We start from the raw sequence: 20,943 nt of genomic DNA, 5'->3' as shown, positions 1-20,943 counted from the left end.
CCACAGGTCCAGCGCCTCGTGGAACTTCGCGACGTCGCTGTCCTTGGCCGCCTCCGCGCGCAGGCGGCGGAAGCGGTTCAGGTCGATCAGATCCGGGTCGACGCGTAACAGATAGCCCGTCGGCGTCTTGTCGAGCTCCACGGTCGGCGAGTCCTTGAAGACCTTCCGGAGCCGCGCGATGTAACTGGTGATCAGGTCCGAGCGGGGTTGTTCCTGGCCGCGCCACACGTACTCCTGCAGGTATTCCCGCGTCACCGCCCGGTTGGCGTTGAGCAACAGGATCACCAGCACGTAGCGCTGTTGCAGGTCCCCAGGGTCCACCGAGGCGCCCTCGTGCCACACCTCGAACGGACCGAACAGACGGAAATCCACGTTATTTCCGCTCTTTGCTGAGCTCATCCCACAGGCGCAGGATCAACTCTGACTGTTCGGGATGCACGCGGCAGCACTCCAGGTAGCGGGCAACCTGGTCGCGGCTCCTCGGCAGGCCTTTGCGCGTCGGGTCACCGAGGCTGTAGATCGACGAGCGCGGGATACCCGACCGGATGGCCAGCAGTCCACCATCGACGTCGGCCGCTACCCGGACCTTCCGCAGTATCGTCCGGAACTCTTGGCCGTTCTTTGCCTGGATGACGCCGGGAGGTAGCAGGCAGTAGCGGTTGGGGGTTATTGATGTCACTCCGGGTCACCGCTCGGCGTCGCGTCGAGGTCATCCGCCTTCGTTCGACGGTCGAGGTGCTCACCGCGAATCTGGACGAGTTCCCGGAGCAAGCCGACTGCTTCGACCACACCGCGCGGGACGACGACGGCCAGGGCGAGGGCGGCGACCGCGGTCACGGCGATCACCACAGCAAAGTGCGGAGCGATGTCGCGGACGCACAAGAAGCCGGTGAACCCCAGTGCACCCACGATGACCAGCGAGTCAGCCAAGGACAGCCGGTGAGTGAGGGGTTGTGTGAAGGGGCGCGCCGAACTGGTCGGTGGCCGGGGGGACGACGTCATCGTCAGACCTTTCCGCAGCGGCATGGCCCGGAGACCGGGCCATGCCGCTGTCGTGAGCGAGACCAGAAGATGCGGTGAGCGGTAGGCGGGCGGGGGCCTTCATCGGTCCCGGTTCGACCTCCGGGGCAGGCGAAGTCCGACGGTGTCGGCATGCACAGCATGCACCGAAGCCCCCGCCTTCGGATAGCACTCGGACGCTGGAAGTGTCTACGGTGACTACACCACGTGCACGCCGTCGACGAAGTTCGTTGATCCATGCCGACCCTGGCATGCAGTTTCAATCCAGTTCTGATCCAGGGGTATGAGGCACCATTCTCGTAGACGACGACAGATCACAGATCTCCGTTGTGCCTGAGCGAGCTGATGCGGTGAGCGAAGGCAGGTGGCGCCGATTCGACCCGGTACGCCGCCATGCGTGTGGCAGTGCGGCTGATGAGCGTGCTCGGCGGGATGAGTGTGTCCGAGTTCGAGCGCGTCCAGCCTGCGTGCGCGATGGCTCTCAACTTATGAACGAAGGCGGCTGTCAAGGTGGCCGAGCGCCGTGCGGCGAGGTGACCGCGGCAAGCCGAGTGGTGCACCGGTGATGAGGGATCGCCGTGACACGCCACGGCAAATCAGACCACCGCCATCAGGATCGCCGCCACCGCGAACGCGACCACCGACAGGATGGTCTCCAGCACGGCCCACGTCGTCAGCGTGTCCTTCACGGAGATGCCGCGTCGGGCCGATGATGGCCGCCGTCGTGGCGATGGCTGCCGTGGCGGAGCCCTGGACGAGGCGCAGGCCGCAGCTGATGACGTACGCCGCGACGATCACCGGCAGGCCCGCGTCGTGGACGCCGCGCTCAGCTCCGCCACCCGCGACTTCGTCATGCCGCGCCGGTAACCCAGCAGCCGGAACGCCAGCAGTGCCGCGACCGTCAGCGCCACCGCGGGCGTCCCGATGAACGACGCCACGCCCGTCGCCGTCGAGCCCGCCGCCAGCCAGATGCTGCCGAACGTCCCCGCCAGGATCGGCACCAGCGGGATCGCGATGATGCCGACCACGAGACCGAGACCCGGCTCGCCGTCCGGACGTTCGGTCTCCGCCGCCGCCGGCATCTCCTCCGGCACCGGCACGTCGATCCGCTTGCCGATCCACGACGAGCACGCCGCCGACGTACCACGCGGGGATCGCGCACACCGCGCCCATCAGGATCACCCAGCCGAGGGCCACGCCGAGCAGCCCGGCCGCGGCGACCGGTCCCGGGTGCGGCGGCAGGGCCGCGTGCGTCACCGACAGGCCGGCCGGCAGCGGCAGGCAGTACAGGAGGATCGACCTGCCGCCCTGCTTCGCCGCCATCTACACCAGCGGCGCCGGCACGAAGATGCCGACGTCGAAGCACACCGGGACGCCGAAGATCAGGCCGGCGAGGCCCATCGCGAGCGGCGCGCGCCGCTCGCCCAGTGCACGCAGCAGCGACCGCGTCAGCACGTGCGCGCCGCCGGACGCCTCGAGGATCGCGCCGAGAATGCCGCCGAACCCCGTCTCCAGCAACGACTCGCCTGGTTTCTGCGCCGAACCCGCACCGGGAGGCCCGCCGCGAGCGCGGTCAGCAGGCCGATCACCAGCAACGCGATGAACGGCTCGACCTTCCGCGTGATGATCAGTACCAACAGGACCGCGATGCCTGCCGCGGCGAGCAGCAGCAACCCGGCGTGGCGTGCCGCAGCCAGTCAACGAACCCCGACATTCGTCTTCCTACGCGATGGCCGAGAGGAATTCCTTCGCGCGCTGCCCGATCTCCGCGAGCCGCGACTCCGCGGCCAGCGCCGGTCCCACCACGCCGCTGCCCGCGGTCACCGCGATCGCGCCGGCCGCCAGGTACGAGGCCGCGTTCTCCGCGTTGAGCCCGCCCGTCGCGACGAGCGGCACGTCCGGGTACGGGCCGTGCAGGTCGGCGAAGTACGCGGGGCCCAGCCGCGCGGCCGGGAACACCTTGACCGCCGTCGCACCGAGGTCGACCGCGGTCGCCACCTCGGTCGGCGTCATCGCACCCAGCACGATGGGGATCTGTTGCCGCACCGCCTCTTCCGCCACCGCGGGCCGCAGGCCGGGCGCGAGCAGGAACGTGGCGCCCGCGTTGATCGCGTCGCGGGCGTCCTGTTCGGACATCACGGTGCCCGCGCCGAGGATGAGGCCGTCCACTTGCGACGCCTGCTCGATCAGCCGCGGCGCGTCCGGGGTGGTCAGCGCGAACTCGACGATCGGCATGCCCGCCTCGACGAGCGTCCGCGCGAGCCCGACCGGGTCGGGGATGATCGGTGCGCGGATGATGCACAGCGCGCGTCTGGCGGTCAGTTCGGCGAGCAGGTCCATGTCAGGCTCCCTCTGGGCGTGGCGTGCGGGGCGAACGATCAGGTCCGGCGGATCGAGTGACCGGCGAGCGCGCCGGTGTGCCTGCCGTCGTCGATGACCGGCACGCCGTTCACCAGCACGTACGGGATACCCGCCGCGGGTGAGCGGGGCTCGTCGAACGTCGCCGTGTCGGCCACGGTGGCCGGGTCGAACAGCACCAGGTCGGCGGCGTACCCCTCGCGCACGAGCCCGCGGTCGGTCAGCCGCAGCCGCCGTGCGGCACGGCCGGTCAGGTGCGCGACGCACTCCTCGAGGCTCAGCACCCCCAGCTCGCGCACGTACCTCGCGAGGTAGCGCGGGAACGTGCCCCACGCCCTGGGGTGCGGCCGCTCGCCGACCAGCAGCCCGTCGCTCCCGCCGGTGTGCGCGGGATGCCGCATGATCGCGCGCACGTTGTCCTCGTGCCCCACGTGCATGAGGCACGACGTGCCGAGCCGCTCCGAGATCAGCGTGTCGAAGTACAGCTCGGCCGGTGGCACACCGGCTTCCCGTGCCGACGCCGCGACCGATTTCCCCACCAGGTGGGCGTTCTCGCCGCGGCGGACGCCGTTGATCTCGATCGTCGTCCAGTCGACGGGCACGCCGCTGCAACCGTCCGAGCCGTTCTCCTCGAGGTCTGCGCGGATCCGCTCGCGGGTGTCCTGATCGGACAGCCGGGCCAGCGTCGCGTCGAGACCGCCGTCGAAGGCCCAGCTCGGCAGCAGCGCCGACAGGTACGTGGCGCCCGGCAGGTACGGGTAGGTGTCGAGCGAGATGTCGCGGCCCTCGGCGATCGCGTCGTCCAGCAACGACAACAGCGCACCGGCCCTGCCCTCGTTGACCGGGAAGTTCATGGTGGCGTGCGCGAGGTGCAGCGGGCAGCCGGAGCGCCGGGACACCTCGACCATCTCCGCGTACGCCTCGAGCGCGCCCGCCCCGTAGCTGCGGTGGTGAGGGCTGTAGTAGCCGCCGCCCCTGCCGACGACCTCGCACAGCGCCACCAGTTCGCCGGTGTCGGCGTACATGCCCGGCGTGTACGTGAGCCCGGACGACATGCCCACCGCGCCCTCGGCGAGCCCGGTCGCCACCAGCGCCCGCATGCGATCCACTTCGGACGGCGTGGCCGGCCGCGCGTCCCAGCCCACCACGAGCATCCGCACCGTCCCCTGCGGCACCAGGTACGCCGCGTTGACGGCGATCCCGCGGTCCAGCCGGTCGAGGTACTCGCCGACGCTCCGCCAGTCCCAGTCGAAGCCCGGCGGGTCGTCGTTCCAGCCGGCGAGCTGCGCGCGCAGCCCGGCCAGCGTGTCGTCGTCGACCGGCGCGTACGACAGGCCGTCCTGCCCGAGCACCTCGAGCGTGACGCCCTGCGAGACCTTCGCCGTGTGGTCCGGGTGCACGAGGATCTGCACGTCGGAGTGCGCGTGCATGTCGATGAACCCCGGCGCCAGCACGAGCCCGCCGGCGTCCACCACGCGACCGCCGCCACCGTCGCCGATCGCCGTGATCCGTCCACTGTCGACGGTCACGTCCGCCCGGTACGACGGGCCGCCCGTGCCGTCGACGACCGTCGCGCCGCGGAAGGTCAGCATCAGAAGAACGTCCTGATCAGGTCGACGACGGTCGCGCCGTCCGCGCCGACCACCGGCAGCAGCGGGACCTTGTCGAACGTCGTGCACGGGTGCGAGAGCCCGAGCCCCACCCAGTCGCCGACCTCGAGCGCCGCGTCCGCCCCCAGCCGGACGAACCCGTGCTGGTCGTTGACCTTGGTGATCACGCAGCCGGTCAGCTCGGTGGTCACGCCGTTCGCGCGGCGCAGCTCCGGCAGCGGCAGGTCGATGTCGTACGGCACGTCCCGCTTGCCCGCGGTGATGAACGCGAGCCGCGGCTCCGGCCGCGAGGTCACCTGCGCCCACGCACGGACCGCGGGCCGCAGGGGCGTGCCGTCGAGGCGGGGAGTGGCGCCGAGCGGCGAGTTGCGTGCGTAGTACCCCTCGTCGTGCGTGAGGTACGCGCCGCTGCGCAGCACCGGCAGCACAGGCAGCCCGTCCGGCCACGGCGCGCCGAGCACGTCGACGACCTGGTCGAAGAACGAGCTGCCGCCCGCGGTGACGACCACCTGCTCCAGCCCGGCGAAGTGCCGGCGTTCCGCCAGGTCGAGTGCGAGCGCGCGCAGCTCGGTCAGGTGCGCGCGCACGGTCGCGAGACCGGTCGCGGACGTGTCGTCGGCGACCGCGCCCTCGTAGCTCGCCACCCCCGCGAGCCGCAGCACCGGGCTCGCGGCCACCGCCTCGGCGACGGCCAGCGCGGCGGCCCGGTCGCGGCAGCCCGTCCGGCCGCCGGGCACGCCCAGCTCGACGAGCACGTCCACCGGCCGGGACGGCGCCGCGGCGCGCAGCGCCTCGGTCATCAGCTCGACGCCGCGTTCGGTGTCGGCCCAGCACCAGAACTCGAAGTCCGGGTCGCGGTCCAGCTCACCCGCGACCCAGCGCAGCGCGGCCGCGTCCACCAGCTCGTTCGCGAGGATCACCCGGTTGATCCCGAACGCGCGGTAGATCCGCAGCTGGCTCGCGTTCGCCGTGGTCTGGCCCCACACGCCGTGCTCGAACTGCCGCGCGAACAGCTGCGGCGCCATCGTCGTCTTGCCGTGCGGGGCGTGCGCGAAGCCGTGGCGTGCGCACAGGGCCGCCATCGTGGTGAGGTTGTGGGTGAGCGCGGGCTCGTCGAGGACCGTGACGGGCGGGAGGAACCCGTCGCGGAAGAGGTTCACGCCGCGCTCCCTGGCGTCCCGGATGGACAACCCGGACAGCGCGGCCGGGATGCCCTTGAACCGCCAGTCGATCCGCTCGTCGAGGAGCGCGTCGAGTGCGGCCGGGTCCATCCGGCCCGGGGTGATCTCCGGCATCCGCTCACCTCATATTGCGTATTGTGCAACGGCTATTGCGCTATGTGCCACGAAGGTGTGTAGCATCCCTCCGACCGGCCAGTCAACGTCGGAGGAGGCGGCACGTGCGCACGGATGTGCTGTGCCTTGGCGAGACCATGGCGATGTTCGTGCCCGCCGAACCGGGCCCGCCCGCCGAGGCGACCACGTGGCACCGGGCCGTCGGCGGCGCCGAGTCCAATGTGGCCTGTCACGTCGCCGCGCTCGGACTGCGGTCGGCGTGGGTGAGCGCGGTCGGCGACGACGCGCTCGGCGCCGCCGTCGTGTCCTCGGTCGCCGCGTTCGGGGTGGACGTGTCCGCCGTGGCGGTCGACCCGGACCGGCCCACCGGCGTGTACGTCAAGGAACGCGACGCCTCCGGCAGCCCGGTCCGCTACTACCGGCGCGGGTCGGCCGCGTCGGGCATGGGGCCGGCGCTGCTCGGCACGCTGCCGCTCGACGACGTGCGGGTCGTGCACACCAGTGGGATCACGCCCGCGCTGTCGGACAGCTGCCACGCGCTGATGGACCGCCTGCTGCGCATGCCGCGCGCCTTCACGCTGTCGTTCGACCTCAACTGGCGGCCCCGGCTGTGGACCGACCGCGACCCGGCGGTGCTGCGCGACCTCGCCGCCGCCGCGGACATCGTGTTCGTCGGCGCGGACGAGGCGAAGCTCGTGTGGGACGTCGAGGAACCGGCCGCGATCCGCGCGCTCCTGCCGGAGCCGGCGACGCTCGTGGTCAAGCAGGGCGCCGACGGCGCGACCCTCGTCGAGGGCGAGGTGGCGGTGTTCCAGCCCGCGCTGAAGGTCGACGTGGTCGAGCCGGTCGGCGCCGGGGACGCGTTCGCCGCCGGGTTCCTGTGGGCGACGCTCGCGGGGGAGACACCGGTGCGGCGGCTGCGTGCCGGCCACCTGCGGGCCGCGACCGCGCTGCGCACCCACCACGACGTGGGGCCGTCGCTGCCCGCGTCGTACGTGTCGGCGATGCTGGCCGCGTCGGAGGCCGAGTGGGCCGCCGCGCACCTGACCGGGGAGCAGCTGTGAGCCAGAGCCTGGACCGTGCGCTCGTCGTGCTCGACGAGCTGGCGAACGGGCAGCGGACCCTCGACCAGCTGGCCGAGCGGCTCGACGTGCACAAGTCGACCGTGCTGCGGCTGCTGCGGACGCTGGAGTCGCACCGGTTCGTGCAGCGCGTCGGAATCCGGTACTACCGGCTGGGCACCTCGCTGTTCGAGCTGGCGTTCCGGGCGCTCGACGAGCGGGACGTGCGGCGCAGCGTGGAGCCCGCGCTGCGCGCGCTGAACGCCGAGACCGGGCACACCGTGCACCTCGCGTCCTACGAGGACGGCGAGGTGATCTACATCGACAAGTACGAGAGCCGCCACAACGTGCGGATGTACTCCCGCATCGGCAGGCGCGCGCCGCTGCACTGCACGGCCGTGGCCAAGGTGCTGGTCGCGGCGTTGCCGGAGGACGAGCGCAGGGCGGTGGCGGCGTCGATCACGTACGAGAAGATGGCGCGGAACACGATCACCACGCCGCGCGCGTACCTGGCCGAACTGGACCGGGTGGCGGAGCGGGGCTACGCGATCGACGACGAGGAGCACGAGGAGCACATCCACTGCGTCGCCGCGCCGGTGCGCGGTCCGCGGGGCGAGGTGCTCGCGGCGATGTCGCTGTCGGTGCCGCAGGTCGTGCTCGACCTGGACGGCCTGCTGGAGCTGGTGCCGGCACTGCTGGCCGCGGCGTCGGCGGCGTCCGCCGAGTGTGGTTACCAGGAAACGAAGAGGAGAGACTGATGGCGAAGGTCGCGATCCACCCGGAGGGCACCAAGATCCCCACGGTGCCGCTCACGCACGGCATCCGCAAGGGCAACATCCTGCAGGTGGCCGGCCAGGTGGCCTTCGACCCGTCGACGAACGAGATCGTCGGCGACACCGTCACCGAGCAGACCCGCCAGGTCATGCAGAACGTGCGCCGCGTCCTGGAGGCGGGCGGCGCCACCCTCGACGACGTGGTCATGTGCCGCGTCTACCTCACCGACACCGCCCACTTCGGCGAGATGAACGACGCCTACCGCGAGTTCTTCGAGGAGTCCTTCCCCGCCCGCACCACCGTCTACGTGGGCCTCCCGGAAGGCCTCCTGGTGGAGATCGACGCCATGGCCGTCCTGGACTGACCCCACGAGTCCCGCTCCCGAACCCCGCGAGTCACGCTCTCGAACAGCACGAGTTGCCGGTTTCGTGCAGGTGCCGTGTGCACGAAACCGGCAACTCGGTGTGCGTGAGAGCGTGACTCGCGGGGTCCTGGGGTCGGAACGATAGGGATCGATTGACTTTCGATAGATAGGTGTCGATAATCGGTGCATGGTCGCTGTGCATCGAGCGGTGGTGTTGCCGCTGCGCGTGTCTCTCGTCGTGTTGTTCGGGGTGCTGGTCCTCTTCCAGACCATGTCGCTGCCTGGGCAGTTCGCGTACATGGCGCGGGAGCACCCCGAGGACGCCGGGCTGCGCTGGCCCGCGACGATCATCTCCGTGTTCCTGGTGTTGTGCGTGCAGGTGGTGATCGTGGCGACGTGGCAGCTGCTCACCATGGTCCAGAAGGACCGGATCTTCACCGAGGCGGCGATGCGGTGGGTGAACGTGATCCTCGCGGCGATCGGCGCCGGGTGGGTGGTGCTCGCAGGCGTGCTGTTGTTCGTCGGGTTCAACGCGGACGACCCCGGGCTGCCGCTCGTGCTGTTCCTGATGACGACGGGGGTGACCGTGCTGGGGCTGTTGATGATCGTGATGCGTGCGCTGCTGCGCCAGGCGACCACGCTGCGCACCGACATGGAATCGGTGATCTGATGCCGATCGTCGTGCGCATCGACGTCGAGCTGGCCAAGCGGAAGATGAGCGTCGGCGAGTTCGCCGAGAAGGTCGGCCTCACCCCGGCGAACATCGCGGTGCTGAAGAACGGCCGGGCCAAGGCGGTGCGGTTCTCCACGCTGGAGGCCATGTGCCGGGTGCTGGAGTGCCAGCCGGGCGACCTGCTCGAGTGGGTGGAGGAGGAACCCGGCTGAGGGAGCGGGCGGCCGCGCCGGCGGCCGCCCCACCGCTCACGCGAACGAGTTCAGCACACTGGTGATGATCTTCTCCCGGGACTCGGTCCACCCCGGGACCTCCGCCCAGTCCTGCGCCGCGCGCGGGACCTCGCCGAGCGCCGACTTGAACGCGGCGATGGCCTCGTCCCGGGTGGCCACCTTCTCCAGCGGCAAGCTGTTCTGGTTGGTCTTGTTCCGGTCGACGAAGACGCCCTCCGGGAGGCTGTTGAGGCTGCTTCCCTTGTAGAGCCGTCCCTCGTAGACGAACCCGTTGGCGAGACCGGCGCTGTGGTCCTGCCGGGAGATGATGATCCGCTTGGCCCCGATCACCTTCTGCGGCGTGAACCCGTACTTGTAGCCGGACGCGACGGAGTACACGAGGGTCGACTCGACCGGCGCCGCCTTCGCCTGCCCGTCCTCCCCCTGGAACTCGCCGAGGTTGACCTGGGTGAGGTTCTTCGGCTGCCCGGGGCCGGGCACCGGGTCCGACTGCATCAGCTCCACCGCTGCGCCCTTGTAACCCGACAGCGCCTCGGCGACGCGGGACGCCGCCACCGCGCCCCGGCTGTGCGCCTTGATCATGATGACGATGGGCTCGTCCGCGTCCCCGCTGTGGCGGGTGTCGATCGCTCCCTTGACCATCGGGGGAACCTGCTCGACGATCCGCGCGATGCTGTTCGAACCGGCGTCGAACACGCCACCGTGGCTGTCGCGCGCGTCGCTCGCGTTGTTGAGCGTGTTCTTGGCGCCGGGACCGGACACCGTGAGGTTGTCCCCCTGCTCGTACGCGTTCACCTGGCTGCCGTCGTCCTCGATGTCGAGCCGCCCCAGGTTGGTGTCCGCGACGCTCCCGTCCGCGTTCGCGCGGGTCATCCACACGTCGCACCCGGAGCCGGCGATCGTCACCTTGATGATCAGCGGGGCACGCCTGCCGGTGCGGGCGTGCTCGTCGCGGATGTCCTTCTTCCTGCCCCAGCTCCTCGGCTCGTTCTGGACCGTGCTCTGCACGTCCTTCGGCAGGAGCATGAACTGTTCTCCGGCCGCGATCCTCTTGTGGACGTCACTGCCGAGCATGAGTTTCCACAGCTTGCGCGCCCTGGCGATCTGCAGTGCCGCGTCGTCGACTGGCATGGGGCCACCTACCCTCTTCGTTGTCGTGACAGGTCAGGCGTCGGACATCTCGTCGGCCAGGGCGGCCTCGATCTCGGCGTCGACGGCCGCGCGCGCGGCCGCCATCTTCGCGTCGAAGTCCGGGTCCTCGAGCAGTTCGTCGAGCACCTCGTGGCTGATGCCCTCGACGGCGGGGTCCTCGGCCAGCGCGCGGTAGGTCTCCATCCGCTCGCTCTCGGTGGGCTCCTGCTCCGCGTCCCGCTCCGCCGGTTCGAACCCGTCGGCGGCGTCCTCCTCGGTGCCGGAGACGTCGAAGCCGAAGTCGCGCATGCGGGCGATCCGCTCGCCCGGGTCGAGGTCGTCGAGCGGGCTCAGGCGTTCGTAGGCCTCGGCGTACATGGCGGGGTCCTGGGAGTTGGTGGCGTCGTAGAACCAGTCGCGGTATTCGGCCCAGCCCTCCTCGGTGCCGTCCCAGGCGGCCCAGGACCCGCCGAACTGGTCGATCGCCGCCTGCCACAGCGCGGCCTCGGCGTCACCGTCCGGCTCGGCGGCGTCCCCGTCGGTGCCGGAGACGTCGAAGCCGAAGTCCCGCATGCGGGCGATCCGCTGGGCGAGGTCCAGGTCGTTGAGCGGGTCCAGGCGTTCGTAGGCCTCGGCGTACATGGCGGGGTCCTGGGAGTTGGTGGCGTCGTAGAACCAGTCGCGGTATTCGGCCCAGCCCTCCTCGGTGCCGTCCCAGGCGGCCCAGGACCCGCCGAACTGGTCGATCGCCGCCTGCCACAGCGCGTTCTCGTCGCCGCCGGGCGAACCGGGCGCCTCGTCACCCGCCTCGCCCAGCCGCAGGTAGGCGGCGGCGAGCTCGTCCGGCCGCTCCTCGGTCAGCTCGGCGAGCAGCTCGAGCCTGCCGTGGTCGTCGAGGTACCTGATCAACTCCTCGGCCGCGGCGCCGAACCCCCTGCCCTCGAACGCGGACCGGAAGCCGTCGAAGTCGTCGCGGTGCTCCTGGAAGTCCCGGTGCACCGCCTCGAAGAACTCGGTGGGATTGCTCAGCCTGCCCAGCAGGTGCTCGAGCGTCTCGGTCGCGGCGGAACCCATGGCCCTCATCTCCTCCAGGCAGCTGGTGTCCACGACGCTACAAACGGGCTTGTTCCCGCGGTTGCCCTCGAAGGCAGCCGCACGGACACTCGCCGATGGCAGCCACGGCCGCCGCGGTGATCGGGAGCGTCCGTGCCGGAGGGACTGTCAGCACGCCCTCAGGGCGGTACAGTGCCGAGGATGTCCGATGATTCACCGCTCGACCGGCTGAACGCCGAGGAGCCCGCGGCCGCCGAGCACGACCTGCTCGCCTGTTGCGCCTCCCGCCGGTGGGCCGACGAGATCCTCGCCCGGCGCCCGTACCACGACCTCGCCCAGCTCCGTGCCGTCTCCGAGCAGGTGCTGCGGGCCCTCGACTGGGCCGACGTCGAACACGCGCTCGCCGCGCACCCGCGGATCGGGGAGCGCGCGACCGGGCCGGGGCCGGAGGCCGCCTGGTCACGTGAGGAGCAGGCCGGGGCCGCGCCCAGCGACGAGCTCGTGGCGGGCAACGTCGCCTACGAGGAGCGGTTCGGGCACGTCTTCCTCATCTGCGCCACCGGGCTGACCGGCGCGGAGATGCTCGACGCGCTCCGCGCCCGGCTCGGCAACTCTCCCGAGGCAGAGCGGGAGGTCGTGCGCGAGGAACTGCGCAAGATCGTGGACCTGCGGCTCGGGAAGGCCTTCTCATGAGCGGAGCTTGCCGAGCCGTGAGCGGAGCTTGCGGAGCCGTGAGCGGAGCTTGCGGAGCGAACCATCGAGCAGAGCATCGAGCAGAGCATCGAGCAGAGCATCGAACACAGGGCGACCGCGAGCGGCGGCACCGAGCCTGCGAGGGGGCGTCGTGAGCCTGTCGACGCACGTCCTGAACACGAGCGAGGGACGGCCCGCCGCGGGCGTGCCCGTGCGCCTCGAACTGCACGACGCCGGCTGGCGCACCATCGCCGACGGCCACACCGACGACGACGGGCGCATCAGCGGCTGGGACACCCCCGAACCCGGCGTGTACCGGCTCGTCTTCGAGGTCCGCGGCGAGTTCTACCCGGAGGTCACCGTCGCGTTCCGGGTCACCGACGACAGCCACTACCACGTGCCGCTGCTGCTCAGCCCGTACGGCTACTCGACCTACCGGGGGAGCTGAAACATGGACATCCGCCTTGGGCAGAACCAGTACGGCAAGGCCGAGACCCGGCTCGTGCGGGTCGACCGCGGCGAGGACCGGCACGAGGTCACCGACCTCAACGTCACGACCACACTGTCGGGTGATCTCGCCGCCACGCACTTGACCGGCGACAACGCCGGTGTGCTGCCCACCGACACGCAGAAGAACACCGTGTACGCGTTCGCGCGGGACGGCGTGGGGCAGATCGAGTCGTTCGCGCTGCGGCTCGCGCGCCACTTCGTCGACACCACCCCGACGATCCACCGGGCACGCGTGCGGATCGAGCAGTACAGCTGGGAGCGGGTCGCCGGCCACTCGTTCGTCCGCGGCTCCGGCACCCGCACCACCACCGTCACCTACGACGGCGGCGCGGCCACCGTCGTGTCCGGTGTGGACGACCTGGTCGTCATGAACACCACCGGCTCGGAGTTCCACGGTTTCCACAAGGACGAGTACACGACCTTGAAGGAGACCGACGACCGCATCCTCGCCACCGCCGTGCGCGCCGACTGGCGGCACGCGAGCGCGGAGGAGACCGACTGGTACGACTCCTACCGGGAGACCACGCGTCACCTGGTCGAGGCGTTCGCGCAGACCCATTCGTTGTCGCTGCAGCAAACCCTGTACGCGATGGGTGAGCAGGTGCTGAAGCAGCGGCCGGAGCTGGCGGAGGTGCGGCTCTCGCTGCCGAACAAGCACCACTTCCTCGTCGACCTGTCGCCGTTCGAGCTGGACAACCCGGGCGAGGTGTTCTTCGCCGCCGACCGGCCGTACGGGCTCATCGAGGGCACGGTCGTGCGCGACGGCGCCCCGGACCCCGGCCTCGCGTGGTGGTGAGCATGGACTTCCTCCGTCCGTCCACACTGGACGAAGCGCTGGCCGCCAAGGCCGCGCACCCGGACGCCGTGCCCATCGCGGGCGGCACGGACGTCATGGTGGAGCTGAACTTCGACGTGCGCCGCCCGCCCGCGCTGCTCGACCTCGGCCGGGTCGCCGAGCTGTCGGCGTGGACGCGGGAGAACGGGCACGTCCGGCTCGGCGCGACCGTGCCGTACACGCGGGTCGTCACCGAGCTGGGCGACGTCCTGCCGGGCCTCGCCATGGCGTCCCGCACGGTCGGGTCGCCGCAGATCCGCAACCGCGGCACGGTCGGCGGCAACCTCGGCTCCGCCTCACCCGCGGGGGACGCGCACCCGCCGCTGGTCGCGGTCGGCGCCGACGTCGAGGTCGCGTCCACCCGCGGCACGAGGACCATCCCGGCGCGGGAGTTCTTCACCGGCCCCAAGCGCTCCGCGCTCGAACCCGACGAGCTGATCGTCGCCGTCCGGGTGCCGACGGCGGCCGGGCCGCAGCAGTTCGCGAAGGTCGGCACGCGCAACGCGATGGTCATCGCCGTCTGCTCGTTCGCGGTCGCCCTGGACGTCACCGGCAAGACCGTCGGCACCGGCATCGGGTCGGCCGGGCCGACGCCGCTGCGGGCGCGGCAGGCCGAGGAGTTCGCGGCCGCCGAGCTGCCCTGGGGGACCGGGGAACCGTTGCCGGACAACATCGCGCGGGCGTTCGGCGAACTCGTCGGCGCCGCCGCGCGGCCCATCGACGACGTGCGCGGGACCGCGGCCTACCGCCGCCACGCGCTGTCCGTGCTCGCCCGCCGCGCACTCGGCTGGGCCTGGCAGGAGGTAGTCAGCTAGATGCGGGTCAACGTGGAGGTCAACGGCGAGCAGCGCACCGCCGACGACGTGTGGCCGGGCGAGAGCCTGCTGTACGTCCTGCGGGAGCGGCTCGGCCTGCCCGGCGCCAAGAACGCCTGTGAGCAAGGGGAATGCGGTTCCTGCACCGTGTACCTGGACGGCACGCCGGTGTGCGCGTGCCTCGTCGCCGCGGGCCAGGCCGAGGGCCGGTCGGTGCGCACGGTCGAGGGGCTGGGCAGCGAGGAGGAGCTGGACCCGGTGCAGGAGGCGTTCGTCCGCACGGGCGCGGTGCAGTGCGGGTTCTGCACGCCCGGCCTGGTCGTCGCCGCGCACGACCTGGTGCACCGCAAGCCGGACGCGAGCGACGCCGAGATCAGGGAGGCGCTGGCCGGGAACCTGTGCCGCTGCACGGGGTACGAGAAGATCCTGGACGCCGTCCGGCTGGCCGCGCGCACCGTGCGGGAGCGGGCATGAGGATCGTCATCGAGAACGCGGCCATCGCGACCGTCGACGGATCCGAGGGCGCGGGCACCGAGTACCGCCGCGGCCACGTCGTCGTCGACGACGGGGTGATCGCGGCGGTGGGGGAGGGCCCGGCGCCCGACGGGCAGGCCGACCGGCGCGTCGACGCCACCGGCTGCCTCGTCACACCCGGTTTCGTCAACACCCACCACCACCTCTACCAGTGGGCCACCCGCGGCTACGCGCAGGAGGCCACGCTGTTCGAATGGCTGACCGCGCTGTACCCGGTGTGGGCGGGCATCGACGAGGACATCGTGCGTGCCGCCGCGGTCGCGGGCCTGACCCGGCTCGCCCGCACCGGTTGCACGACCGCCGCCGACCACCACTACGTCGTCCCGCGCGACGGCGGTGACGTGTTCGGCGCGACGGTCGACGCCGCCCGCCAGGTCGGCATCCGGCTGCACGGCGTGCGCGGGTCCATGGACCGCGGCGAGTCGCAGGGCGGCCTGCCGCCGGACTCCATCGTGGAGACGCTCGACGGCGCGCTGACCGGCACCGCGGCGGCCATCGACACCTACCACGACCCGTCCCCGGGCTCGTTCGTGCGGGTCGCCGTCGGGCCGTGCTCGCCGTTCTCGGTGAGCACCGACCTGATGCGCAAGGCCACCGAACTGGCGCGGGACAAGGGGGTCCGGCTGCACACCCACCTCGCCGAGACCCTCGACGAGGAACGCCAGTGCCTCGACGAGTTCGGCTGCACGCCCGCGCAACTGGCCGACGACCTCGGCTGGCTCGGCGACGACGTGTGGTTCGCGCACGGCATCCACTTCTCCGACGACGCGGTCGCCCGGCTCGGCGCGACCGGCACCGGCGTCGCGCACTGCCCGACGTCCAACTCCCGCCTCGGCGCCGGCATCGCCCGCGTGCAGGACCTCGTGCACGCGGGCGCCCCGGTGGGCCTCGGCGTCGACGGCGCCGCGTCCAACGAGGACGGTGGGCTGGGCATCGAGCTGCGGCAGGCGGTGTACCTGGCCCGGCAGGTGAAGGGCCCGCACTCGGCCACCGCCCGCGACGGGCTCTGGCTCGCCACCCGCGGCGGCGCCCGCTGCCTGGGCCGCGAGGCCGAGATCGGCTCGCTCGAGGTCGGCAAGCAGGCCGACCTGGCCGTGTGGCGGCTGACCGGCATGAACCACGCGGGCATCGCCGACCCGGTGGCGGCGCTGGTGTTCGGCGCCCTGCCGCCGCTGGCACTGCTCCTCGCGGGCGGCACCGTGATCGTCGAGGACGACGAGGTCCGCACCGTGTCCGAGACCGAGGCGGCGACCGCGCTGGGCGCGGCGTCGCGAGCGCTGGCGGAGAAGTCATGACCACCACCCAGCCACTCGTCACCACCGTCACCGGCGGCGTCGGCGACAGCCCGCTGCGGCCGGACGGCGCGCAGAAGACCCGCGGCGAGTTCGCGTACTCGTCGGACCTGTGGGCCGACGACATGCTGTGGGGCGCCACGCTGCGCAGCCCGCACCCGTACGCGCGCATCAGGGGCGTCGACATCACCGAGGCGCTGAAGCTGCCGGGGGTGCACGCCGTGCTCACCCACGAGGACGTGCCGGGCGACAACCGCTACGGCCTCGAGCACCCCGACCAGCCGGTGCTCGCCGTGGACGTCGTGCGCTACCAGGGCGAACCGGTCGCGATCGTCGCGGCCGACCACCCGGAGACCGCCCGCCGCGCCGCCGACCGCATCGCCGTCGACTACGAGGTGCTGGCCCCGGTCACCGACGCCGAGGCCGCGATGCGCCCCGACTCGCCGGTCCTGCACCCTGGCCACGAGGGTGGCAACGTCGTCCGGCACGTGCCCATCCGGTTCGGCGAGGAGAACCCGGCGGCCGACGTCGTGGTGACCGGCGAGTACACGGTCGGCATGCAGGACCAGGCGTTCCTCGGGCCGGAGTCCGGGCTCGCGGTGCCCGCGGAGGACGGCGGCGTCGACCTCTACATCGCGACCCAGTGGCTGCACGCCGACCAGCGGCAGATCACCGGCGCGCTCGGCCTGCCCGAGGACAAGGTGCGGCTGCACCTCGCGGGCGTCGGCGGCGCGTTCGGCGCGCGCGAGGACCTGTCGATGCAGATCCACGCGTGCATGCTCGCGCTGCACACCCGCAAGCCCGTCAAGATCGTCTACGGGCGCGAGGAGTCGTTCTTCGGGCACGTGCACCGCCATCCCGCGCTGATGCGGTACGAGCACGGCGCCACCCGCGACGGGGACCTCGTCTACATCAAGGCGGAGATCATCCTCGACGGCGGCGCGTACGCGTCGACCACCGCGGCGGTCACCGGCAACGCGACGACGCTCGGCGCAGGCCCGTACCGCGTGCCGAACGTGCGCATCGACGGCTACGGCGTCTACACGAACAACCCGCCGTGCGGTGCCATGCGCGGGTTCGGCGCCGTGCAGGCGTGCTTCGCGTACGAGTCGCAGATGGACAAGCTCGCCGCCGCGCTCGGCATGGACCCGGTGGACCTGCGGATCCGCAACGCGGCCGAACGCGGCACGACCATGCCGACCGGGCAGGTGATCGACTCGCCCGCGCCGGTCGCCGAACTGCTGGCACGCGTGCGTGCCAAGCCGATGCCCGCCGAACCGACCGGTCCGCGCGACCTGCGTGAGCTGCCGGGCGGCGTCTCCAACACCACGCACGGCGAGGGGGTCGTGCGCGGGGTCGGGTACGGCGTCGGCATCAAGAACGTCGGCTTCTCCGAGGGTTTCGACGACTACTCGACCGCGCGCGTGCGCCTGGAGGTGATCGCGGGCGAGCCGGTGGTGTCCGTGCACACCGCGGCCGCGGAGGTCGGGCAGGGCCTGGTCACGTTGAAGGCGCAGATCGCGCGGACCGAGCTGGGTGTGCAGCGGGTGCAGATCCAGCCGTCGAACACTTTTGTGGGGTCCGCTGGATCTTCCTCAGCGTCGCGGCAGAGTTACGTCACGGGCGGCGCGGTCAAGGCGGCGTGCGAGGAGGTCCGCGCGGGCGTGCTGGAGCTGGCCGCGGCGCGCGGCCTCGCGGCGACCGGGCTCGCGGGCGGGAAGGTCGTCTCGGCGACGAACGAGGTGCTCGCGGACCTCGTCGACGTGCTCGGCGACGAGGTGGTCGAGCGGACCGTCGAGTGGCGGCACCGGCCGACGCATCCCATCGATCCCGTGACGGGGCAAGGGTTCGCGCACGTGCAGTACGCGTTCGCGGCGCACCGGGCGGTCGTGGACGTGGACGTGGAGCTGGGGCTCGTGCGGGTCGTGGAGCTGGCGTGCGCGCAGGACGTCGGCAAGGCGATGAACCCGGACGCGGTGCTCGGCCAGATCCAGGGCGGCTCCGCGCAGGGGCTCGGGCTCGCGGTGATGGAGGAGATCCAGGTCGTGGACGGGAAGGTGCGCAACCCGTCGTTCACCGACTACCTCATCCCGACCGTGCTGGACATGCCGCCGATGGCGATCGACGTGCTCGAGCGGGCGGATCCCCATGCGCCGTACGGGTTGCGGGGCGTCGGGGAGCCGCCGACACTGTCGTCGACGCCCGCGATCGTGGCCGCCATCCGCGCGGCGACCGGCAAGGCCCTGCCGCGGGTGCCGGTGCGGCCGGAGCACATCGTCGGAGCGTGACGAACCGGGCGACGGTGACGCCTGACCATGTATGGGAACAGGTAGTGAGCGGGTTACCGTCCGTCATCCGGGCACGGTAATCGCGTTCCGTGTTCGGGCGTGGCTCACGACGGGTCGCTACCGACCGTAGTTCACCCGAACAGCCTAGCCCGCAACACATAGGGTGTTCACGTTGGCGGTGATCGGTCCCCTTTTGGGTGCAGAGGGGTTGCGCTTTCACTGGTAATGTCACAACCCGCTTGACCGGAGAAGGACAAACCCCGATGACATGGCCGCTGGAAGGCTCCGGTGGATCGATCTGAGCTTGCGCGCGAATGGGCCGCCGCGCTGGCACGGGTCATCTACATCGCGCAGTCCCGCGAACACATCGAGGGGGCGTTGTCGTCGGCCCTCGACGACCTCGTCGCCGCCGCACAGGCGGAGCCACTCGACGAGGCGGCGGTCCTGGGCGTGGCGGAGCGGCTGGTGCGGCTCGGGCTGGCCGACTCCGAATGTCTTGCGGTGACCGTAAAAGTGCTGGGTGAGCGAATGCCGAAACTGGCGGGGGTCGCGGATCTCCTCGGCCTGCCCGGCCGCATGGCGAACCTGGTCGGCTCACTCGCGAAGGGCGTCGCGGAAGGCATGCGGCAGCGGCTGTTCGAGCAGCAGGAGGGGCTGACGCTCGCGCTGATCCGCGCCCGCGAGAACGCGGAGAACGCGTTGCGGGACAGCGAGGCGCGGTTCGAGGAGATCTTCTCGACCTCCAGCGTCGGCATGGCCATCACCGACCTCGACCTCGGGGTGATCCGCAGCAACCGCGCGCTCGCCGACATCCTCGAGCACCCGCGCGGAAGGCTTGGCACGCAACGACTCGACGAGATCTTCCACCCGGACGACGCCGACTACCTCCGGCTGCGGTACCAGGTGCTGCTGGAGGAGGACTCGCTGCCGTTCCGCGAGCGGCGAAGACTCGTGAAGCGCGACGGCGAGGAGGCGCTCGTCTTCCTGTCGGCGTCGGTGCTGCGCGACCCGGCAGGCGCGCCGAGGTATTACGTCACGACGGTCGAGGACGTGTCGGACCGGCACTTCCTCGAAAACCAGCTGCAGTTCCAGGCCACGCACGACGCGCTGACGGGCCTGGCGAACCGGCAGCGGTTCGTCGGCAGGCTCGAGGAGGCCATGTCCGGCAGGAACCCGGCCGACGAGATCACCGTGCTGCACCTGGACCTCGACGGTTTCCACGCCGTCAACGACGGGCTTGGCCGGGAGGTCGGCGACCGCCTGCTGCAGACCGTCGCCACCCGCCTCGCCCAGATCTTCCCCGGCGACCACGCGACCGTGGCCCGCTTCGAGGGCGACGAGTTCGGCGTGCTGGTCGAGCACACGGCGACCACCCCGCCGTGCGCCACCATGGCCTCCCGCATCAACGAAGAGCTGGCGGAACCGGTGTTCATCGGCGACCACGGCGTCGCCGCCACCGCCACCATCGCCGTGCTGCACCAGCCGTCGCCCGGGATGACGCCCGGCGACGTCCTGCGTGCCACCGACATCACGCTGCGCAGGCTCAAGCAGACCGGCAGGCGCCAGTGGGGCATGGTCGACGAACAGCAGAACAGGGCCGACCGCGAACGCTTCAACCTCGCGGGCTCCATGCCGGGCGCGTGGGAGAACGGCGAGATCCAGCTGGAGTACCAGCCGGTGGCGTCGTACGAGTCGGGCAAGGCCGTCGCCGTGCAGGCGTTGCTGCGCTGGGACCACGCGGACGGCGTGCTGCACCACGACCGCTGCCTGCAGGTGCTGGCCGAGACCGGGCTGTCGCTGCCGATCGGCCGGTGGATGCTCGGCCGGGCCGCCGCCGACCTCAAGGACATGCCGGGCCGGCCGGTCCTGTACGTCGAGCTGACCCGTGCGCTCGCGGGCGACCCGGACCTGGTGGCGACCGTGCGGGCGGTGCTCGCCGACGAGGGGCTCGCGCCCGACCAGCTGCAGGTGGGCATGCCGGTCCAGGCGTTGTGCATGCTCGACGGGCTCGCCGAGGACAACCTCCACGTGCTGGTGGACATCGGGGTCGCGGTGGTGCTGTACGAGTTCGGGACCACCAGCGGCGACCTGGCGTGCCTCGAGGACCTCCCGGTCCGCGCGGTGAAGATGTCGCCGCGCGTGGTGGCCAGGGTGTCCGACGAGTCGTCGATGTTCACCCGCGTCGTGCGGGACCTCGTGCCGCTGATCCGCGCGAGCGGCGCGTCGGTCATCGTGGGCGACGTCGACGGTGCGGAGCAGTTCGAGTGGTGGCGTGCCGTCGGCGCCGACCAGGTGCAGGGTGCGCACGTCGGGCTGCCCGGGTTGCCGGTGGACCTGCCGCTGAGCTGATCGGCACATCGCCGTCGCCGGGCCAGGCCGCCGTCGGATCGCTGACCTGGCCCGC

23 protein-coding genes and 1 pseudogene are annotated in these 20,943 nt (G+C 71.5%); 13 read left to right on the top strand and 11 right to left on the bottom strand.

Annotated elements, in window-relative coordinates; translation table 11 throughout:
- From ACYQ77_RS39725 to ACYQ77_RS39685, 9 genes and pseudogenes are all read right to left on the bottom strand, one after another.
- A partial coding sequence (locus ACYQ77_RS39725) for an AfsR/SARP family transcriptional regulator (RefSeq protein WP_459721669.1) occupies positions 1-372 on the bottom strand: 372 nt, incomplete at its 3' end.
- Position 373: 1 nt separating this feature from the next.
- The gene (locus tag ACYQ77_RS39720; RefSeq protein ID WP_459721666.1) at positions 374-679 is read right to left on the bottom strand and encodes a hypothetical protein; all 306 of its coding nucleotides are present in this window, start codon (positions 677-679) and stop codon (positions 374-376) included.
- Positions 676-1,002 carry a hypothetical protein gene (locus ACYQ77_RS39715; protein ID WP_459721665.1) on the bottom strand — a complete coding sequence of 109 codons (327 nt, stop codon included), beginning with the start codon at positions 1,000-1,002 and terminating at the stop codon, positions 676-678. Before ACYQ77_RS39715 ends, ACYQ77_RS39720 begins: the two co-directional genes overlap by 4 nt.
- 812 nt (positions 1,003-1,814) lie before the next feature.
- Complete coding sequence (locus tag ACYQ77_RS39710; RefSeq protein WP_459721663.1) at positions 1,815-2,120, bottom strand: GntT/GntP/DsdX family permease; 306 nt, start codon at positions 2,118-2,120, stop codon at positions 1,815-1,817.
- A gap of 82 nt (positions 2,121-2,202) precedes the next feature.
- Positions 2,203-2,475: pseudogene (locus ACYQ77_RS39705) on the bottom strand (GntT/GntP/DsdX family permease); the annotation flags it as partial.
- The gene (locus tag ACYQ77_RS39700; RefSeq protein WP_459721684.1) at positions 2,469-2,657 is read right to left on the bottom strand and encodes a hypothetical protein; all 189 of its coding nucleotides are present in this window, start codon (positions 2,655-2,657) and stop codon (positions 2,469-2,471) included. The gene ACYQ77_RS39700 and the pseudogene ACYQ77_RS39705, both read right to left, overlap by 7 nt.
- Positions 2,658-2,742: 85 nt before the next feature.
- Complete coding sequence (locus ACYQ77_RS39695; RefSeq protein WP_459721660.1) at positions 2,743-3,360, bottom strand: bifunctional 4-hydroxy-2-oxoglutarate aldolase/2-dehydro-3-deoxy-phosphogluconate aldolase; 618 nt, start codon at positions 3,358-3,360, stop codon at positions 2,743-2,745.
- A gap of 38 nt (positions 3,361-3,398) precedes the next feature.
- Complete coding sequence (locus tag ACYQ77_RS39690; protein ID WP_459721657.1) at positions 3,399-4,970, bottom strand: N-acyl-D-amino-acid deacylase family protein; 1,572 nt, start codon at positions 4,968-4,970, stop codon at positions 3,399-3,401.
- Complete coding sequence (locus ACYQ77_RS39685) at positions 4,970-6,283, bottom strand: type III PLP-dependent enzyme domain-containing protein (RefSeq protein ID WP_459721655.1); 1,314 nt, start codon at positions 6,281-6,283, stop codon at positions 4,970-4,972. Before ACYQ77_RS39685 ends, ACYQ77_RS39690 begins: the two co-directional genes overlap by 1 nt.
- A 137-nt stretch (positions 6,284-6,420) precedes the next feature.
- Between ACYQ77_RS39685 and ACYQ77_RS39680 the strand changes: the two genes are divergently transcribed.
- From ACYQ77_RS39680 to ACYQ77_RS39660, 5 genes are all read left to right on the top strand, one after another.
- A complete protein-coding gene (locus ACYQ77_RS39680) occupies positions 6,421-7,347 on the top strand; it encodes a sugar kinase (protein WP_459721682.1) in 927 nt (308 codons plus the stop codon).
- The gene (locus ACYQ77_RS39675) at positions 7,344-8,102 is read left to right on the top strand and encodes an IclR family transcriptional regulator (protein ID WP_459721652.1); all 759 of its coding nucleotides are present in this window, start codon (positions 7,344-7,346) and stop codon (positions 8,100-8,102) included. The genes ACYQ77_RS39680 and ACYQ77_RS39675 overlap by 4 nt, the downstream gene beginning before the upstream one ends.
- On the top strand, positions 8,102-8,482 hold the full coding sequence (locus tag ACYQ77_RS39670; protein WP_459721650.1) for a RidA family protein: 381 nt from the start codon (positions 8,102-8,104) through the stop codon (positions 8,480-8,482). Before ACYQ77_RS39675 ends, ACYQ77_RS39670 begins: the two co-directional genes overlap by 1 nt.
- 187 nt (positions 8,483-8,669) lie before the next feature.
- Entirely contained in the window at positions 8,670-9,152 is a 483-nt protein-coding gene (locus tag ACYQ77_RS39665; protein WP_459721647.1) for a DUF2975 domain-containing protein, read from the top strand.
- Positions 9,152-9,367 carry a helix-turn-helix domain-containing protein gene (locus ACYQ77_RS39660; protein WP_459721645.1) on the top strand — a complete coding sequence of 72 codons (216 nt, stop codon included), beginning with the start codon at positions 9,152-9,154 and terminating at the stop codon, positions 9,365-9,367. Before ACYQ77_RS39665 ends, ACYQ77_RS39660 begins: the two co-directional genes overlap by 1 nt.
- A 36-nt stretch (positions 9,368-9,403) precedes the next feature.
- Here the strand turns inward: ACYQ77_RS39660 and ACYQ77_RS39655 are convergent, their stop codons facing one another.
- Positions 9,404-10,519 carry a hypothetical protein gene (locus ACYQ77_RS39655; RefSeq protein ID WP_459721642.1) on the bottom strand — a complete coding sequence of 372 codons (1,116 nt, stop codon included), beginning with the start codon at positions 10,517-10,519 and terminating at the stop codon, positions 9,404-9,406.
- Between the two features lie 33 nt (positions 10,520-10,552).
- Positions 10,553-11,593 (bottom strand): hypothetical protein, encoded by a 1,041-nt coding sequence (locus ACYQ77_RS39650; protein WP_459721639.1) that lies wholly within the window; start codon positions 11,591-11,593, stop codon positions 10,553-10,555.
- A 180-nt stretch (positions 11,594-11,773) separates the two neighbouring features.
- On the opposite strand from ACYQ77_RS39650, the gene uraD reads away from it, so the two are divergent.
- The 8 genes from uraD to ACYQ77_RS39610 all read left to right on the top strand — a co-directional run bounded on the left by uraD (position 11,774) and on the right by ACYQ77_RS39610 (position 20,888).
- Positions 11,774-12,265: a 2-oxo-4-hydroxy-4-carboxy-5-ureidoimidazoline decarboxylase gene (gene uraD, locus ACYQ77_RS39645; protein WP_459721636.1), complete on the top strand. Its 492-nt coding sequence runs from the start codon at positions 11,774-11,776 to the stop codon at positions 12,263-12,265.
- Positions 12,266-12,416: 151 nt separating this feature from the next.
- Positions 12,417-12,713, top strand: coding sequence for a hydroxyisourate hydrolase (gene uraH, locus ACYQ77_RS39640; RefSeq protein WP_459721633.1), 297 nt, complete (start codon positions 12,417-12,419; stop codon positions 12,711-12,713).
- A gap of 3 nt (positions 12,714-12,716) precedes the next feature.
- Positions 12,717-13,571 carry a factor-independent urate hydroxylase gene (gene pucL, locus ACYQ77_RS39635; RefSeq protein WP_459721631.1) on the top strand — a complete coding sequence of 285 codons (855 nt, stop codon included), beginning with the start codon at positions 12,717-12,719 and terminating at the stop codon, positions 13,569-13,571.
- 2 nt (positions 13,572-13,573) lie between these two features.
- Positions 13,574-14,425 (top strand): FAD binding domain-containing protein, encoded by an 852-nt coding sequence (locus tag ACYQ77_RS39630; protein ID WP_459721628.1) that lies wholly within the window; start codon positions 13,574-13,576, stop codon positions 14,423-14,425.
- Positions 14,426-14,899: a (2Fe-2S)-binding protein gene (locus ACYQ77_RS39625; RefSeq protein ID WP_459721625.1), complete on the top strand. Its 474-nt coding sequence runs from the start codon at positions 14,426-14,428 to the stop codon at positions 14,897-14,899.
- Complete coding sequence (locus tag ACYQ77_RS39620) at positions 14,896-16,254, top strand: 8-oxoguanine deaminase (RefSeq protein ID WP_459721622.1); 1,359 nt, start codon at positions 14,896-14,898, stop codon at positions 16,252-16,254. The genes ACYQ77_RS39625 and ACYQ77_RS39620 overlap by 4 nt, the downstream gene beginning before the upstream one ends.
- Complete coding sequence (pucD, locus tag ACYQ77_RS39615) at positions 16,251-18,539, top strand: xanthine dehydrogenase subunit D (protein WP_459721620.1); 2,289 nt, start codon at positions 16,251-16,253, stop codon at positions 18,537-18,539. Before ACYQ77_RS39620 ends, pucD begins: the two co-directional genes overlap by 4 nt.
- A 288-nt stretch (positions 18,540-18,827) precedes the next feature.
- On the top strand, positions 18,828-20,888 hold the full coding sequence (locus ACYQ77_RS39610; protein WP_459721618.1) for a putative bifunctional diguanylate cyclase/phosphodiesterase: 2,061 nt from the start codon (positions 18,828-18,830) through the stop codon (positions 20,886-20,888).
- Positions 20,889-20,943 lie beyond the last annotated feature (55 nt).

The organism is Actinophytocola sp. KF-1, assembly GCF_054661535.1.
This window is presented reverse-complemented; position numbering and strand designations above follow the sequence as displayed.

Coding starts and splice junctions, on each gene's coding strand:
- ACYQ77_RS39715 (WP_459721665.1), bottom strand. CDS start 1,002: ATGACGTCGTCCCCCCGGCCACCGACCAGTTCGGCGCGCCCCTTCACA.
- ACYQ77_RS39695 (WP_459721660.1), bottom strand. CDS start 3,360: ATGGACCTGCTCGCCGAACTGACCGCCAGACGCGCGCTGTGCATCATC.
- ACYQ77_RS39690 (WP_459721657.1), bottom strand. CDS start 4,970: ATGCTGACCTTCCGCGGCGCGACGGTCGTCGACGGCACGGGCGGCCCG.
- ACYQ77_RS39685 (WP_459721655.1), bottom strand. CDS start 6,283: ATGCCGGAGATCACCCCGGGCCGGATGGACCCGGCCGCACTCGACGCG.
- ACYQ77_RS39680 (WP_459721682.1), top strand. CDS start 6,421: ATGGCGATGTTCGTGCCCGCCGAACCGGGCCCGCCCGCCGAGGCGACC.
- ACYQ77_RS39670 (WP_459721650.1), top strand. CDS start 8,102: ATGGCGAAGGTCGCGATCCACCCGGAGGGCACCAAGATCCCCACGGTG.
- ACYQ77_RS39665 (WP_459721647.1), top strand. CDS start 8,670: ATGGTCGCTGTGCATCGAGCGGTGGTGTTGCCGCTGCGCGTGTCTCTC.
- ACYQ77_RS39660 (WP_459721645.1), top strand. CDS start 9,152: ATGCCGATCGTCGTGCGCATCGACGTCGAGCTGGCCAAGCGGAAGATG.
- ACYQ77_RS39655 (WP_459721642.1), bottom strand. CDS start 10,519: ATGCCAGTCGACGACGCGGCACTGCAGATCGCCAGGGCGCGCAAGCTG.
- ACYQ77_RS39650 (WP_459721639.1), bottom strand. CDS start 11,593: ATGGGTTCCGCCGCGACCGAGACGCTCGAGCACCTGCTGGGCAGGCTG.
- uraD (WP_459721636.1), top strand. CDS start 11,774: ATGTCCGATGATTCACCGCTCGACCGGCTGAACGCCGAGGAGCCCGCG.
- pucL (WP_459721631.1), top strand. CDS start 12,717: ATGGACATCCGCCTTGGGCAGAACCAGTACGGCAAGGCCGAGACCCGG.
- ACYQ77_RS39630 (WP_459721628.1), top strand. CDS start 13,574: ATGGACTTCCTCCGTCCGTCCACACTGGACGAAGCGCTGGCCGCCAAG.
- ACYQ77_RS39625 (WP_459721625.1), top strand. CDS start 14,426: ATGCGGGTCAACGTGGAGGTCAACGGCGAGCAGCGCACCGCCGACGAC.
- ACYQ77_RS39620 (WP_459721622.1), top strand. CDS start 14,896: ATGAGGATCGTCATCGAGAACGCGGCCATCGCGACCGTCGACGGATCC.
- pucD (WP_459721620.1), top strand. CDS start 16,251: ATGACCACCACCCAGCCACTCGTCACCACCGTCACCGGCGGCGTCGGC.